The following is a 15,999-nucleotide window of genomic DNA, read 5'->3' on the forward strand; positions in this document are numbered from 1 at the left end:
ACCGAAATGCGCACCCCCACCGTCCTGGCCGCCGCCGCGCTGACCCTCGCCGGTCTCACCGCATGCTCGTCCACGGGCTCCGGCACCACGACCGAGGCGACCGCGGCCGGCGACGGGAAGATCACCGTGGCCGCCACCGACACCGAGTGCAAGGTGGCGAAGTCCGACCTGGCCGCCGGCACCTCGACCTTCTCGATCACCAACAACGGCACGAAGGTGACCGAGTTCTACGTGTACGCGGCGGGCGACCGGGTCATGGGCGAGGTCGAGAACATCGTGCCCGGCCTGACCCGCGAGGTCGTGGTGGAACTTCCAGCGGGCGTGTACGAGACCGCCTGCAAGCCCGGGATGACCGGCAAGGGCATCCGCGGCCCCCTCAAGGTCAGCGGCGAGCACAAGCCGCTGACCGGCGACGCCAGGCTCGCCGAGGCCGTGGCCAGCTACAAGCGCTACATCAAGAGCCAGTCCGACACGCTGCTCGACAAGACCAAGGAGTTCACCGAGGCCGTCAAGGCCGGCGACGTGGCCAAGGCCAAGGAGCTCTACCCGGTCGCCCGCACCTACTGGGAGCGGATCGAGCCGGTCGCCGAGGTCTTCGGCGATCTCGACCCGGCCATCGACGCGCGGGAGAACGACGTGCCCGACGGCGAGGAGTGGACCGGCTTCCACCGCATCGAGAAGGACCTGTGGGTCAAGAAGGACGTCGGCGGCGACGGCCCGATCGCCGACAAGCTGATGACCGACGTGAACACGATCGTGACGAAGGCCGCGACGGTCGACCTGTCCCCGGTGCAGCTCGCCAACGGCGCCAAGGGGCTGCTCGACGAGGTCGCCACCGGCAAGATCACCGGCGAGGAGGACCGCTACTCGCACACGGACCTGTGGGACTTCGACGCCAACCTGCAGGGCTCGAAGGCCGCCGTCCAGGCGCTGCGCCCGGTGCTGGAGGAGCGCGACGCCGAGCTGGTGAAGACGCTCGACGCGAAGTTCGCCGACGCCGAGAACGCGCTCGCCGCCCACCGCAGCGGCGACGGCTGGAAGCTGCACACGGACCTGTCCAAGGACGACCTCAGGGCGCTGTCCGACGCGATCAACGCCCTGGCCGAGCCGATCAGCAAGGTAGCCTCGGTGGTGGCCCGGTGACCCGGAAGAGCACAGTGAGCAACGGGATCAGCCGCAGGCGGCTGTTCGGCCTCGGCGCGGCGAGCGTGGCCGCCGTCGGTGCGGGCGCCGTCGTCACCCGGTCGTTCGCGGAGGAGCCGGTCGCCCACGCGGCCTCGGCCTCCGACCCCGTGCCCTTCTACGGCCCGCACCAGGCGGGCGTCACCACTCCCGCCCAGGACCGGCTGCACTTCGTGGCGTTCGATGTGATCACGAAGAACAAGGCCGACCTGGTGGAGCTGCTCCAGGAGTGGACCGCCGCCGCGGCCCGGATGACCCAGGGCAAGGACGCCGGCACGTTCGGCGCCGTGGGCGGGGCGCCCGAGGCGCCGCCGGACGACACCGGTGAGGCGCTCGGCCTGCCGGCCTCCGGCCTGACGCTGACCGTCGGCTTCGGCCCGTCGCTGTTCGACGAGCGGTTCGGCCTCGGCGACCGCAGGCCGCCCGCGCTGGCCGACCTGCCCGCCTTCCCCGGCGAGGACCTGCAGCCCGAGATCTCCGGTGGGGACATCTGCGTGCAGGCGTGCGCGCACGACCCGCAGGTGGCGGTGCACGCCATCCGCAACCTCGCCAGGATCGGCTTCGGCAAGGTCTCCGTCCGCTACTCGCAGCTCGGGTTCGGGCGCACCTCGTCCACTTCGCGGGCGCAGGCGACGCCGCGCAATCTCATGGGCTTCAAGGACGGCACCAACAACCTCAAGCTCGAAGACACCGCCATGCTGCGCGACCACCTGTGGGCCGCGCCCGGCGACGGCCCGGCCTGGATGGACGGCGGCACCTACCTGGTCACCCGCAAGATCCGGATGCACATCGAGACCTGGGACCGCGCCCCGCTGGCCGAGCAGGAGGCCATCTTCGGCCGCGACAAGGGCAAGGGCGCGCCGCTCACCGGGCACGGGGAGTTCGACGCGCCGGACTTCGCCAATAAGGGCCCGGACGGCACGCCGGTGATCGCCGGCAACGCGCACGTACGGCTCGCGCACCCCGACGCCCACGGCGGCGCGCGGCTGCTGCGGCGCGGTTACAACTTCGTGGACGGATCCGACGGCCTCGGGCGGCTCGACGCCGGCCTGTTCTTCATGGCCTACCAGCGCGACCCCCGCAAGCAGTTCGTCCCCATCCAGCGGATGCTGTCCCAGAAGGACGCGCTGAACGAGTACATCAAGCACGTCTCCAGCGGCCTGTTCGCCTGCCCGCCCGGAGTGACCGACGGCGGCGACTACTGGGGCCGCACACTGTTCGCCTGACATCTCCGCCGCCTCCGCGATAACCGGGACGTGTATAGTCCCGGTTATGCGGATGGGCGAGGGCGTCGAGTGGGGGCTGCACTGCTGCGTGACGCTGGGCTGGCTCGACGACCAGGCCCCCGTGTCGATCCGCCGGCTGGCCGCCTGGTTCGACCTGCCGCAGGAGTACCTGAAGAAGCGGCTGCAGCCACTCGCCCGCGCCGGGATCCTCACCTCCACTCCAGGCGTCCGGGGCGGCTGGTCGCTCGCCCGCCCACCCGATCGGATCACGGTGATGGACGTCGTCACCGCCATGGAGGGGCCGCTCGAAGCGTTCCGTTGCACGGAGATCCGCAAGCGCGGAGCGAGCGGGCGTGACGCCGGCGCCGAGTTCGACCGGCCCTGCGGCATCTCCAGCCTCATGCGCCAGGCCGAGCTGGCGTGGCGGCGCGAACTGGCCGGCCGTACGATCGCCGACCTCATGGAGCAGGGCCCCGCGGGCGCGGCGCGCACCCGCCGCAACTATGGCCGCATGACCGACTGATCCCCACCTTGGCACGGAGCATTCTCATGGAGAAAACAGGGACGTTGGATGTCCCGATTAACCCCCGCGAGGCCACGCCGCGAGGGCTCGGCTCGACCCTCGTTCTGGCCCTCGGGACGTTCGCCGTCGGGACCGACGCGTACGTGGTGGCCGGGTTCCTGCCCGCGATGGCGCACTCGCTTCGCGTGACGGAGAGCACCGCCGGGCAGTCGGCGACGGCGTTCGCCATCGCCTACGCCGTGCTGTCGCCCGTCCTGGCCACCGCGCTGGCCCGGATGCCGCGGCGGGCCCTGCTGGTCGGCGCCCTGGCCGTGCTCGCCCTGGCCAACCTCGCCTCGGCGCTCGCGCCGGACTTCGGCACGCTGATGGTCACGCGGGTGCTGGCCGCGTCCGGCGCCGCCGCGTTCACCCCGAACGCGGGCGCGGTGGCCGCGTCGCTGGTCGCGCCCGCGCAGCGGGCCCGGGCGCTGGCCGTGGTGGTCGGCGGCCTGACCGTCGCCACCGCCCTCGGCGTGCCCCTGGGCAACCTGGCCGGGAAGATCCTCGACTGGCGCGCGGCGCTCGGCCTGGTCGCGGCGCTGTGCGCCATCTGCGCGCTGGGCGTGTTCGCCGCGATGCCCGCGTTGCCCGGCAACCCGCGCATCCCGCTGCGGGAACGGCTGGCGGCGCTGCGGCAGCCGGGGGTGGTCGCGGTGCTGCCGCTGACCGTGCTCGGCCTGGCCGCCAGTTATGGGCTCTACGCCTTCGCCGTTCCCGTGATGCGCGCGCTCGGGGCCGGAGCGCGGGCGGAGACCTGGCTGCTGTTCCTGTACGGCGTCGGCGCGGTCGCGGGCAACCTGGTGGCGGGCGCCATGGTGGACCGGCGGGGGCCCATCCCCGTGCAGGCCGTGGGGTTCGCCGTGCTCACCGTGACGCTGGCCGTCTCCGCCTGGGCGGCCGGGGCGGGCACACACTGGCTGCCGCTGACCGCCGTGCTGATGGCGGCCTGGGGCGCGGCGACCTGGTTCCAGACCCCGGCGCAGCAGGTCCGGCTGATCAACGCGGCGCCCCGGGAGACCGCCGTGGTCGTCGGCCTGAACTCCTCGGCCCTCTACGCCGGGATCGGTCTCGGCACGGCGCTGGCCGGCGCCCTGCTTCCGGTCGGCCCGCCCGTGGCGCTCGCCGTCTGCGCGGGACTGGCCCTGGTGTGCCTGCCCTACCTGGGCGTCACCCGCCGGTACCGCTGACGCCGCCGGGGCGACAAAAGGTGATATAGCAGTATTCTCGGCAATAAATCATCGCCGATCCCATTTATTACCCTTCAATGAACACTTCCTGAATTCTCAGCCGCACCCTTCTCCTCTCGCTCGCGCATTCCCGCTATCTCCCATAATCCGGAATACGGGGATCAGGGCCACGGGGCGAAGGAAAGCATGAATGAAGCGTTGGGTCGGGGTCGGGCTGGCGCTGGCGCTGGGCGCCGCCGTCATCCTCGCCCTCCTGCTGGGCAACGGCGGGGACGGCGGCGGCGGTCAGCAACTCGCCACGGTCCGTGGCGTGATCGGTTCGGAGAAGAAGCCCTTCTTCGACGATCCCGCGGTCAGGGCGGCGTTCGCCAGGCACGGACTGCGGGTCGACGTCGACACCGCGGGATCCCGCGAAATCGCGACCACGGTGGACCTGCGCCCGTACGACTTCGCCTTTCCCTCCAGCGTCCCGGCCGCCGAGAAGATCAGGCAGGCGCATAAGATCGCGCGGACGTATTCGCCGTTCTACTCGCCGATGGCGATCGCGACGTTCCAGCCGATCGTGGACGTGCTCGCGAAGGCGGGCGTGGTCCACGACTCGGGCGCGGGCTACCAGGTCCTCGACCTGCGCAGGTTCCTCGGCCTCGTCGCGAAGGGCACCCGATGGGACGCGCTGCCGGGCAACGCCTCCTACCGTGCCCGCAAGCGGGTCCTGCTCACCACCACGGACGTCCGTACGTCGAACTCGGCCGCCATGTACCTCGCGGCGACCAGCTACGTGGCCAACGGCGACGACGTCGTGACCTCGCGGGCGCAGGTCGCCGAGGTGGCGCGGACGGTCGCCCCGCTGTTCCTCGACCAGGGCTACTCGGAGTCCTCCACCGAGGCGCCGTTCGAGGACTACCTCGCGCTGGGGATCGGCAAGACGCCGATGGTGGTGATCTACGAGGCGCAGTACGCCGCGCGGCTGTTCGCGGGCGGCGGGGCGATCCGGCCCGACATGCGGCTGATCTACCCCGCGCCGACCGTGCTCAGCAAGCACACGCTCGTCCCGCTCACCGACCGCGCCGCGGAGGTCGGGCGGCTGCTGCAGGAGGATCCCGAGTTCGCCCGCCTCGCCGCGAGATACGGCTTCCGCACCGCCGACCCCAAGGTCTTCGCGGACCTGGTGGCCACGACCAAGGCGCCGGTGCCCGCGAGCCTGGTCGACGTCGTGGAGCCGCCCGCCTACGACCGGCTGGAAGAGCTCATCTCGACTGTCGAGAAGCGCTACCTGGCCGGCGCGAAGCCGTCGTCCTGACCCCCGGTTATTCAGGAAGAGTCCCAGGAAGAGAGAACACCCGTGTCCGAAGATCTGGTGCTGACCCCGCCCGCCCCGGTGGCGGTGGTGCCGGTCGAGAAGGCGGCCGGCATGCTGCCGCTCCCCGGCGAGCGCGGCGCCGAGCTCGCCCGTAGAGCGTCCGGCTTCGCCGAGGAGCTCACCACGCTCGATCACCGGTCGCCGGAGTTCACCAGGAAGGTGCACGACATCACCTCGATGGGCGACTCGGAGATCCGCGCTTCCTCCCAGGTGGCCAACCGGATGCTCAAGCGCCCGGTCGCGGCGCTGGCCTCGGCCAAGGGCGAGGGCGCCGACGGCCAGGCGCGGGTCGCCGGTCAGCTCGTCGCGCTGCGCCGCACGATCGTCGACCTCGACCCCAAGCAGGCGACCGCCGGCACTCGGCGGCTGCTCGGGATCATCCCCTTCGGCGACCGGCTGCGCGACTACTTTGCCAAGTACCGCAGCGCGCAAAAGCACATCGACGACATCATCCGGGCGCTCAGGTCCGGGCAGGACGAGCTGCGGAAGGACAACGCCGCCATCGAGGGCGAGAAGGCGAATCTCTGGGAGTCGATGACGAAGCTCCAGGAGTACGCCGTGCTGGCGGCGGCGCTCGACGCGGAGCTGCAGGGACGGATCGACCAGATCGAGCTCACGGACCCCGAGAAGGCGAACGCCCTGCGGTCGGACGCGCTGTTCGGCGTGCGCCAGAAGCACCAGGACCTGCTGACCCAGCTCGCCGTGTCGGCCCAGGGCTACCTCGCGCTGGATCTGGTGCGCAAGAACAACCTGGAGCTGATCAAGGGGGTGGAGCGGGCCACCACCACGACGATCGCGGCGCTGCGCACGGCCGTCACGGTGGCCCAGGCCCTCGCCAACCAGAAGCTGGTGCTCGACCAGATCACGGCGCTGAACACCACCACCTCCGACCTGATCCTCGCGACCAGCGAGATGCTGCGCACCCAGGCGGGAGACATCCAGACCCAGGCCGCCGCCACGACGGTGAGCATGGAGGCGCTGAGCAAGGCGTTCGACAACATCTACTCGACGATGGACATGATCGACGGCTTCAAGGCCAAGGCCGTGGAGAGCATGGCCGTCACCGTCGACAACCTGACCGTGGAACTCGACCACGCCCGCGCCTATCTGGAGCGCTCCCGCCGCGGCGACGAGGCGGGGTCATGAGGAGAGCGATCACGGCCGCCGCCCTGGCGCTGCTGCCGGCCCTGGCGCTCACCGTCACCGCCGCCTGCTCGGGCGCGGGCGGGGACGCCCCTCCGGAAGACGGCCCTGACGTGCTGCGCGTCCTCGCGGGCAGCGAGATCAAGGATTTGGAGCCGCTGCTCGCCAAGGCGGCCGGCGCGGCGGGTGTGAAGGTGTCGCTCTCCTACACCGGCACGCTGGACGGCGCCGAGCAGGTGGCGAACGGCGGCGCGGACGGCCGCTACGACGCGGTCTGGTTCTCCTCCAACCGCTATCTGTCCCTGATCGACGGGGCGAGCGCGCGTCTGTCCACCCAGACCAAGATCATGGTCTCGCCCGTGGTGCTCGGCCTCAGTCGCGCCAAGGCCCGCGAGCTCGGCTGGGACACCGGCCAGGCGACCTGGACGGACATCGGCGAGGCCGCAAGGAAACACCGCTTCACCTTCGGCATGACGAACCCCGCGTCGTCGAACTCGGGCTTCTCCGCCCTGGTCGGTGTGGCGGCGGCGCTGTCGGACGCGGGCGAGGCGCTCGACCAGGCCCAGATCACGGCCGTCACCCCCCGGCTCACCGGGTTCTTCTCCGCGCAGACCCTCACCGCGGGCTCCTCCGGCTGGCTCGCCGACGCCTTCCGGCGGCGCACCGACGTGGACGGGCTGATCAACTACGAGTCCGTGCTGCTCGGCCTGCGCACCGCCTCCGGGGAGCCGCTCACGCTGGTCTATCCCGGCGACGGGGTCGTCACCGCCGACTACCCGCTGACGCTGCTCGCCTCCTCCGCCAAGAAGGAGCTGTACGGCAAGCTGGCGGCCTGGCTGCGCACACCCGGGGTGCAGCGCGAGATCATGACGACCACGGCGCGGCGGCCCATCGTGCCCGAGGTGCGGCCCGACGCCAGGTTCGGCACGGCCCCGCTGCTGGAACTGCCCTTCCCCAACCGCCGCAGCGCCGCCGACGCGCTGATCAACGCGTACCTCAACCAGGTGCGCCGCCCGTCGCGCACGGTGTTCGTGCTGGACACCTCCGGGTCGATGGAGGGCGACCGCATCGACGCGCTCAAGCAGGCGCTCACCGCGCTGACCGGCGCCGACGCCTCGGCCTCCGGCCAGTTCTCCCGGTTCCGCAACAGGGAGACGGTCACGCTGCTGCCGTTCAGCACCGTGGCCGGCCCGGCGAGCACGTTCACAGTGCCGGAACACGATCCCGAGGCGGTCCTGCGTCGGATCCGCGCGTACGGCGACGTCCTGACGGCGAGAGGCGGCACCGCGATCTACGACGGCCTGCGCGACGCGTACGAGACGGTCAGGAGCGGGCAGGGCGGCGGGCAGGGCGGCGAGGACTTCACCTCGGTCGTGCTCATGACGGACGGCGAGAACACCGACGGCTCCTCCTACGAGGACTTCGCTGGCTTCTACCGGACCCTGGGCACCCGGATCCCCACGTTCGTGGTGCTGTTCGGCGACAGCGACGTGGCCGAGATGCGCCAGGTCGCCACGCTCACCGGCGGCGCGGTGTTCGACGCCCGGCAGGCATCGCTCGCCTCGGCGTTCAAGGAGATCCGTGGCTACCAGTGACCGGATCCTGTCCTACCTCGGCTCGACGCGGAACATCGTCGGCTCCGCCCTCGCGCTCGGCGGCCTCGGGCTGCACTTCCTCGGCCTCGCCGGTTCGCTGTGGCCGGTGGTCGTCGCCGGGCTGTACGGCGTGGGCGCACTGCTCACCCCGCCCGACCGGGTGCGGCTGACGATCTCCCACGCCGAGGTCGAGACGCGGGCGCTGCGGGACGACCTCGACGCCCTCGTGGCCAAGGTGTCGCCGCCCCGCTTCCCCGAGGACGTCGTGGCCAAGGTCGGCGACCTCGCCGCGATCCTCCGCGGCGTGCTGGCCAGGGCGGAGGCGCTCACCTCCGCCCCCGACCACCTGCACGTCGTCTCCCAGGCCGTCCGCGACTACCTGCCCACCAGTCTGGAGGCGTACGCCAACCTGCCGAGGTCGTACGCGCTGACCCGCCGGGGATCGCGCGAGCGCAGCGCGCACGAGGAGCTGATGGCCCAGCTCGGCCTGCTGGAGTCGGGGGTGTCGGCGATCGCGGAGGCCGTCTACCAGGGGGACGAGCAGGCGCTCAGGGACCAGGGCCGGTTCCTGCGGGACCGCTTCGGCGGCTCGTCGCTCGACCTGTAGTCACAAGCGGGCTTCGTACACCGCCCTGGCCTTCTCGATCAGGTCGAGGTGGTCACGCAGCTGGGCCCGGGTCCGCAGGCGGGCCCTGGCCCTGACCAGCTCGTCGAGCAGGTCGAGCCACCGCAGGCACCAGCGCACGTCCTCCTCTCTTGCCACATGCCGCCCCCGCACGTCGAGGTAGACCGGGCTGGTGTGGGCGTACGCGCGGCCGCGCGGGGAGCGCGGATGGGGGCCGCCGCGGACCACGGCGACCACGTAGGTGGCGTCCGCCACGGACAGCGACGCGGTGATCTCGTGGCCCGGCCCCTCGGCGAGCACGCCGGCCGCGGTCCTGATCTCGATGCGCTCCACCTCCGGCCCGACGGCCCTGGCCCGGATCGCGACCGTCTCGCCGCCCTCCAGGCCGAGCGTGTCCCCCGGCCCCAGGCCGTTCACCGTGAGCTCCAGCCAGGGACCGGTGGTGGCGAACGTGCGGCCCCGCCGTACGGCCTCGGCGAACGACTCGGCGCTGAGCGGCCCGTCCACGCGTGCGTAGACGCGCTCCCAGCCCGGCGGGCTGGAGACCGTGTCCTGGCGGGTGAACGACAGCATGGTGTCGGTTCCGGCGAGCGCGGCGAGGCGGTTGCCCGCGCCGACCAGCCTCCGGTAGACCTCGGCGGTTCCCGGCGCGGGCGACAGGTCGCCGAAGTGCAGCACCTCCACTCCGTCGACCAGGCCGAGGGCGGCGTCGACGACCAGGGCGCGGCCGCTGCAGTTCCTGGTCCCGTTCGCGGCCACGTCCTCCGGGGAGGAGACCGGGCCGTGGAAGGGGTGGGCGTACCCCAGGACCGCGCGCGGCTCCCGCAGGTCGCCGCAGACCGTGGCGTTGGGCGGCCAGTCGGCGTCGGCGCCGAAGCCCGTGTGGTAGACGGCGGGCGGCGCGGCCACCCCGAACACGTGGACGTGCCCGAACAGGTCGTTGCGATACTCCACACCCATCCGGGCCACGTGCCCGGCGTCCGACCACGGCAGGTCGCGCCCGGCCCAGTGCTGGAGCGCCTCCCGGTCGTAGACCCGGTCCCCCGCGACGTTCCCGGCGACGAGGTTGAGCACGTGCAGGTCCTCGCCGAGCTGCGCCGCGGCCGCCTCCGCCGGGACGGCGACCAGGTCGCCCGCCCAGTTCATGTGGACGTGCAGGTCGGCGCCGTACCAGCCGCGGGCGGCGGCGTCGTACAGCCGCTGCGGCGCGAGCCCGACCAGCGTCTCCTCCCCCGTCCTGGGAACGACCGTCGTCTCGGCGATGCCGTACTCCATGCCGCGCGTGACCCGGATCGCGACCGGCTCGCAGGGCACGGCGAGCACGATGTCGTCGCCGTGGAAGAACGGCCTGTCGTCGTTGTCGCGCCGTTCCGGTGCTCCCTCCGGATACCACCCCTGGCCGTCGGCCGACGTGACGCTCCACCGGCACGGGAAACCCGCGCGCAACCGCAGCCGCGCGGCCGGTGCGGGCCGGGTCAGCCCCGCCAGGTCCACCTCCTCGCCGTCCACCGTGAGCATGGTCGCGGTCGTCACGTCGAGGAGCCTGGCCCCGCCCGCCGCGATCCCGTACGGCACGCCGTCGGCCGTGACCTCCACCGGGTGCGGCAGCGCGGAGTCGACCAGCAGGATGACGGGCACCGGCTCCGGCGACAGCAGCGGCCGGGCCGGGCCGTGCTCCAGGCGGTGCTTCAGTCGGTGGCCGTCCGCGGTCAGCCGCAGTGCCACCAGGCCCCGGGGGACCTCGCCTGCCAGAGTGTCGCGGAACTCCGCGTCGAGGTCGGGCCTGACGCTCATCCGGTCGGCCTCCTCGGGAAACCGCAGGAACGGCATCATCCGGACGTAGCCCAGCGGCGGCTCTCCCCAGGTCATGCCGTGTGCGGACAGCAACGCCCGATACTCCCGCAGAGCGCGTTCCACCTGCGGCGGCATCATCGGATCGTGGTTCATCGCACCTCCCCGTAATCGAAAGCGGCCACATGGTGGCACGGTTTCGGCCGGGGAAAACGTGCAACAGTGCATTCCCGGTCACATGGGTAGCGATCTTTCTCACCCGGGAGGAAAGGTGATCCCCCGGGTGTCATGAGAGGCGTCCGTGGGCAGGAAGGCCGCCAGGATGCGGTCGGCCGCCAGCGCCGGGGTGAGGGTGCCGTCGAGGACCTGTCGTTCGATCTCCGGCGCGATCTCCGCGGTGGCGTCGCGGAGCATGGCCAGCAGCCGCTCCCTGACCAGCGCCCAGGTCCACTCGACCTGCTGGCGGCTGCGCCTGGCGGCGAGGTCGGCGCCCTCCTGGTGGCGCACGACGTGCGCCCACAGCTCCTCCAGCCCGGCGCCGGTGAGGCCGCTGCAGGTCAGCACGGGCGTGGCCGAGCGCAGCAGCCGCAGCGCCCCGGACAGCTCACGCGCCGCCTTGCGCGCGGCCATCTCGTGCTCACCGTCGGCCTTGTTGACCGCGATGACGTCGGCCAGCTCCAGCACGCCCTTCTTGATCCCCTGGAGCTGGTCCCCGGTGCGGGCGAGGGTGAGCAGGAGGAAGGTGTCGACCATGTCGGCGACCGCGGTCTCCGACTGGCCGACCCCGACCGTCTCGACGAGCACGATGTCGTAGCCCGCCGCCTCCACGACGACGATCGCCTCGCGGGTGGCCTTCGCCACGCCGCCGAGCGTCCCGGCCGTGGGGGACGGCCGGATGAAGGCGTTCGGATCGGCCGACAGCCTGGCCATCCGGGTCTTGTCCCCCAGGATGCTGCCGCCCGAGCGCCGCGACGAGGGGTCCACGGCCAGCACGGCAACCCGGTGCCCCTGCCCGGTGAGATGGGTGCCGAGCGCCTCGATGAAGGTCGACTTGCCGACCCCGGGCACCCCGGACACGCCCACCCTGCGGGCCTTGCCGGCATGCGGGGTGAGCTCGACCAGCAGCCGCTGCGCCATCTCCCGGTGATCGGCCCTGGTCGACTCCACCAGCGTGATGGCCCGGGCGGTCCACCGCCGGTCGCCCGACAGCACGCCCTTGACGTAGTCCTCGATCACCGATGCGATCACCGATGACCCAGCCGGGCGGACAGCTCGCGCAGCAGCTCCAGGGCGGCGTCGGCGATCACCGTGCCGGGCAGGAAGATCGCCGAGGCGCCCGCGGTGCGCAGCTCCTCGACGTCGCCCGGGGGGATCACCCCGCCGACGACGATCATGATGTCCTCCGCGCCGAGGTCGCCGAGCGCCTGCCGCAGCGCGGGCACCAGCGTCATGTGCCCGGCCGCCAGCGAGGAGACCCCGACCACGTGCACGTCGGCCTCGACGGCCTGCCGGGCGACCTCCTCGGGCGTCTGGAACAGCGGGCCGACGTCGACGTCGAAGCCGAGGTCGGCGAAGCCGCTCGCGATCACCTTCTGGCCCCGGTCGTGACCGTCCTGGCCCATCTTCGCGACGAGGATCCGGGGCCGGCGGCCCTCCGCCTTCTCGAACTGCGCGCACGCCTCCCGGACCCGGTCCGCGGCGCCGCCCACCTCCGCGCGGTACACGCCCGATATCGTACGGATCTGCGCGGCGTGCCGTCCGAAGACCTTCTCCAGCGCGTCGGAGATCTCCCCGACCGTGGCCTTGGCCCTGGCGGCGTTCACCGCGAGCTCCAGCAGGTTGTCCACGCCGGCCGCGCCCTTCGTCAGCGCCTCCAGCGCCTCGTTGACGGCGGCGGCCGACCGCTCCTCGCGCAGCCTGCGGAGCTTGTCGATCTGCTGGTTGCGCACGGCCGTGTTGTCGACCTTGAGCACCTCGATCGGCTCGTCGGCCTCGGGGCGGTACTTGTTGACGCCGATCACCGGCTGCCTGCCGGAGTCGATGCGGGCCTGGGTGCGGGCCGCCGCCTCCTCGATGCGCATCTTGGGCAGCCCCTGGTCGATGGCCCTGGCCATGCCGCCGGCCCGCTCGACCTCCTGGATGTGGCCCCAGGCCGCCCGCGCCAGCTCCCGGGTCAGCCGCTCCACGTAGTAGGAGCCGCCCCACGGGTCGATCACCCGGCAGGTGCCCGACTCCTGCTGGAGCAGAAGCTGGGTGTTGCGGGCGATCCGCGCCGAGAAGTCGGTCGGCAGCGCGAGCGCCTCGTCCAGGGCGTTGGTGTGCAGCGACTGGGTGTGGCCCTGGGTGGCCGCCATCGCCTCGACGCAGGTCCGTACGACGTTGTTGAACACGTCCTGCGCGGTCAGCGACCACCCGGAGGTCTGGCTGTGCGTGCGCAGCGACAGCGACTTGGGGTTGCGCGGGCCAAAGCCCTTCACGAGGCGGGCCCACAGCAGCCGGGCGGCGCGGAGCTTGGCGACCTCCATGAAGAAGTTCATGCCGATGCACCAGAAGAACGACAGGCGCGGCGCGAACGCGTCGACGCCCAGCCCCGCCTGGACCCCGGCGCGCAGATACTCCAGCCCGTCGGCCAGCGTGTAGGCGAGCTCCAGGTCGCAGGTCGCCCCGGCCTCCTGGATGTGGTAGCCGGAGATCGAGATGGAGTTGAACTTCGGCATCTTCTTGGAGGTGTACTCGAAGATGTCGGAGATGATCCGCATCGACGGGTCCGGCGGGTAGATGTAGGTGTTGCGGACCATGAACTCCTTGAGGATGTCGTTCTGGATGGTCCCCGCCAGCTTGTCGGGCGTGACGCCCTGCTCCTCGGCCGCGACGATGTAGAGCGCCAGGATCGGCAGCACCGCGCCGTTCATCGTCATCGACACGCTCATCCGGTCGAGCGGGATCCCGTCGAACAGCTGCCGCATGTCGTAGATCGAGTCGATCGCCACGCCCGCCATGCCGACGTCGCCGGCGACGCGGGGGTGGTCGGAGTCGTAGCCCCGGTGGGTCGCGAGGTCGAAGGCGACCGACAGGCCCTTCTGCCCGGCCGCCAGGTTGCGCCGGTAGAACGCGTTGGACTCCTCGGCGGTGGAGAACCCGGCGTACTGCCGGATGGTCCACGGCTGGGTGACGTACATCGTCGGGTAGGGGCCGCGGAGGAAGGGCGCGACGCCCGGGTAGGTCTCGAGGGACGGGCCGTCCTCCAGGTCGGCCGCCGTGTAGAACGGCTTGACCGCTATGCCCTCCGGCGTCTCCCACACAGGAGTCTCCCAGACCGGGCCGTCGGGGATGTCCGCCGCCGGGGCGCCCGACCCCAGGTCAATCTCCGAGAAATCCGGAATCATCGGTCCACTCCCAGATCGTCGAACGTCGCACGGAGCACCCCGAGCGCGTCACAGCCGGCGTACAGGGTGGTGTCCACCCCCTCATACTCCCCCTTCCCGGCCAGCCAGACCCTGCGCGCCCCGGCCTCCCGCAGCGCCGCCGCGACCGTCGCGGCGTGCTCGCCGTACAGCCGGTCGCTGGAGCACAGGCAGGCCACGGGGGTGCCGCAGTCGCGGAAAGCCGCGGCGATCGCGGCCGGGTCGGTGCCCGGGCCGCTGGTGACGGTGGCGACGCCGCCCGCCGCGAACAGGTTGGCGGCGAACGTCGCCCTCGCGGTGTGCGCGGCGACGGGCCCGATCGTGGCGAGGAAGACCGTGGGACGGCTCGGCTGGGCGTCGGCGAGGTCGCGCAGCGCCTCGAACTCCTCGGCGTAGCGCATCACCGGCAGTCCCCCACCCGACGCCCCACCGGACGTCGCGGCGAGCCCATGGCCGGGCCGCCGGGACACCGGCCTCTCCTTCAGGTCGGGGAACTCGCTGACCCCCGTGATCGGGTCGCGGCGGTGGGCGAGGTTGTCCGCGCGCCTGGCCCTGGTCGCCGCCAGCCGCTCGGGAACCAGCCGCTCCAGCGCGGCCGCCACGCCGCCGGCCCGCTCGATCTCCTGGAACCACTCCCAGGCCCGGGCGGCGAGGTCGTCGGTGAGCCGTTCCACGTACCAGGACCCGCCGGCCGGGTCGGCCACGTGGGCGACGTTCGCCTCCTCCACCAGCAGCGACTGGGTGTTGCGGGCGATTCGGCGGGCGAACGCGTCGGGCAGCCCGAGGCAGGCGTCGAACGGCTGCACGGTCACCGCGTCCGCCCCGCCCGCCCCGGCCGCGAAGCAGGCCACGGTCGTGCGCAGCATGTTCACCCAGGGGTCCCTGACGGTCATCATCGCCGACGAGGTGACCGCGTGCTGAAGCTGCCTGCCGGGTTCCCGCGCGACCCCTGTGACCTCGGCGACCCGCGCCCACAGCCGCCGTGCGGCCCGGAGCTTGGCGACGGTGAGGAACTGGTCGGCGGTCGCGGCGTAGCGGAACTCGAGCTGCCCGAACGCCTGCTCGGCAGTCAGGCCGGCATCGGTCAGCGCCCGCAGGTAGGCGACGCCGGTCGCGACCGAGCAGCCGAGCTCCTCGGCGTCGGCGCCGCCCGCGTCGTGGTACGGCAGCGCGTCGACGGTGATCGCCCGCAGGCCGGGGTGATCCGCGGCGCAGCGGCGGGCGAGCGCCACGGCGACGCCGGTGTCCGCGGTCGCGCCGGTGCGGGCCGCCAGCCCGATCGGGTCTGCGCCCAGATTGCCCCCGGGTAGCGCCACCCCGCCGGCCACCCCCTCGACCAGGCGCAGGAACGCCTCCGCCGCCTCGGCCGTACGCGGGCCGGCGTCGAGGACGACCGGGGCGAGGTCGAGCAGGACGCCGTCGAGCACGGCCGGCAGCGCGGCCGGGTCGATCGCGGTCAGATCGAGCCACAGGGACGTGACGCCGTTCTCCAGGTCGGCGTGGATCGCCTCCCGGGTCGCGGCCGGATCGGGGTCGGCGTGCCGCTGGCGCACGTCCCACGGGCCCGGCGCACGCGTCGTTCGCGGCGCGGCCGGCAGGTCGGCGGCGTCGTACAGCGGGGCGACCGCCACCCCGTCGTAGGTCGCGGTGGTCAGGGCGGCCTCGGCCTCGTCCGGCGAACCGTCCCAGCCGGATCTGCGCAGCACCTCGGCCGCGAGCGTCCTCCACTGCTCCCGCGTGGCATGCGGGAACCCCGCTGCGGGATCGGCGAGATCGTCGAGTTCAACAGGCGGCACCGTCATGAACCGGATGCTAAATGCACCGGCCTGGCCTCGGGGCTCCGGGGTCCCGGTCTGTGGACAACTCCGCCCGGGGCACAGCCGTGATCTTCCTCAGTATTGTGATCTCGGTCATGGACGGGGAG

The 15,999-nt window shown here is 72.3% G+C and carries 12 protein-coding genes; 8 read left to right on the plus strand and 4 right to left on the minus strand.

Translation table 11 applies throughout. The features are described 5' to 3' along the window. The first annotated feature begins 6 nt into the window (after positions 1-6). The 8 genes from efeO (at position 7) to QSK36_RS09500 (ending at position 8,862) form a co-directional block, all read left to right on the plus strand. Positions 7-1,143: an iron uptake system protein EfeO gene (efeO, locus tag QSK36_RS09465; protein WP_285782088.1), complete on the plus strand. Its 1,137-nt coding sequence runs from the start codon at positions 7-9 to the stop codon at positions 1,141-1,143. Further along, entirely contained in the window at positions 1,140-2,408 is a 1,269-nt protein-coding gene (efeB, locus tag QSK36_RS09470; RefSeq protein ID WP_285782089.1) for an iron uptake transporter deferrochelatase/peroxidase subunit, read from the plus strand. Before efeO ends, efeB begins: the two co-directional genes overlap by 4 nt. A 46-nt stretch (positions 2,409-2,454) precedes the next feature. After that, on the plus strand, positions 2,455-2,931 hold the full coding sequence (locus QSK36_RS09475) for an RrF2 family transcriptional regulator (RefSeq protein WP_285782090.1): 477 nt from the start codon (positions 2,455-2,457) through the stop codon (positions 2,929-2,931). A 44-nt stretch (positions 2,932-2,975) separates the two neighbouring features. Continuing rightward, positions 2,976-4,157, plus strand: a complete 1,182-nt coding sequence (locus QSK36_RS09480) for an MFS transporter (RefSeq protein WP_285782091.1) — start codon at positions 2,976-2,978, stop codon at positions 4,155-4,157. 190 nt (positions 4,158-4,347) lie between these two features. Then, on the plus strand, positions 4,348-5,457 hold the full coding sequence (locus QSK36_RS09485) for a hypothetical protein (protein WP_285782092.1): 1,110 nt from the start codon (positions 4,348-4,350) through the stop codon (positions 5,455-5,457). A gap of 42 nt (positions 5,458-5,499) precedes the next feature. Next, positions 5,500-6,663, plus strand: a complete 1,164-nt coding sequence (locus QSK36_RS09490; protein WP_285782093.1) for a toxic anion resistance protein — start codon at positions 5,500-5,502, stop codon at positions 6,661-6,663. Next, complete coding sequence (locus tag QSK36_RS09495; RefSeq protein WP_285782094.1) at positions 6,660-8,255, plus strand: VWA domain-containing protein; 1,596 nt, start codon at positions 6,660-6,662, stop codon at positions 8,253-8,255. The genes QSK36_RS09490 and QSK36_RS09495 overlap by 4 nt, the downstream gene beginning before the upstream one ends. Beyond that, positions 8,242-8,862: a hypothetical protein gene (locus QSK36_RS09500; RefSeq protein ID WP_182902521.1), complete on the plus strand. Its 621-nt coding sequence runs from the start codon at positions 8,242-8,244 to the stop codon at positions 8,860-8,862. The genes QSK36_RS09495 and QSK36_RS09500 overlap by 14 nt, the downstream gene beginning before the upstream one ends. Here QSK36_RS09500 and QSK36_RS09505 read toward each other — a convergent pair whose 3' ends face one another. The 4 genes from QSK36_RS09505 to QSK36_RS09520 all read right to left on the minus strand — a co-directional run bounded on the left by QSK36_RS09505 (position 8,863) and on the right by QSK36_RS09520 (position 15,877). After that, positions 8,863-10,827, minus strand: coding sequence for a CehA/McbA family metallohydrolase (locus tag QSK36_RS09505; protein ID WP_285782095.1), 1,965 nt, complete (start codon positions 10,825-10,827; stop codon positions 8,863-8,865). A 99-nt stretch (positions 10,828-10,926) separates the two neighbouring features. Continuing rightward, positions 10,927-11,919, minus strand: a complete 993-nt coding sequence (gene meaB, locus QSK36_RS09510; protein ID WP_502883297.1) for a methylmalonyl Co-A mutase-associated GTPase MeaB — start codon at positions 11,917-11,919, stop codon at positions 10,927-10,929. Further along, positions 11,916-14,057, minus strand: a complete 2,142-nt coding sequence (scpA, locus tag QSK36_RS09515; protein WP_285782096.1) for a methylmalonyl-CoA mutase — start codon at positions 14,055-14,057, stop codon at positions 11,916-11,918. Before scpA ends, meaB begins: the two co-directional genes overlap by 4 nt. Continuing rightward, on the minus strand, positions 14,054-15,877 hold the full coding sequence (locus tag QSK36_RS09520) for a methylmalonyl-CoA mutase family protein (protein WP_285782097.1): 1,824 nt from the start codon (positions 15,875-15,877) through the stop codon (positions 14,054-14,056). Before QSK36_RS09520 ends, scpA begins: the two co-directional genes overlap by 4 nt. Positions 15,878-15,999: the final 122 nt, after the last annotated feature.

Source organism: Microbispora sp. NBRC 16548 (assembly GCF_030268985.1).
In the GTDB taxonomy this organism is placed as follows: Bacteria; Actinomycetota; Actinomycetes; order Streptosporangiales; family Streptosporangiaceae; genus Microbispora; species Microbispora catharanthi.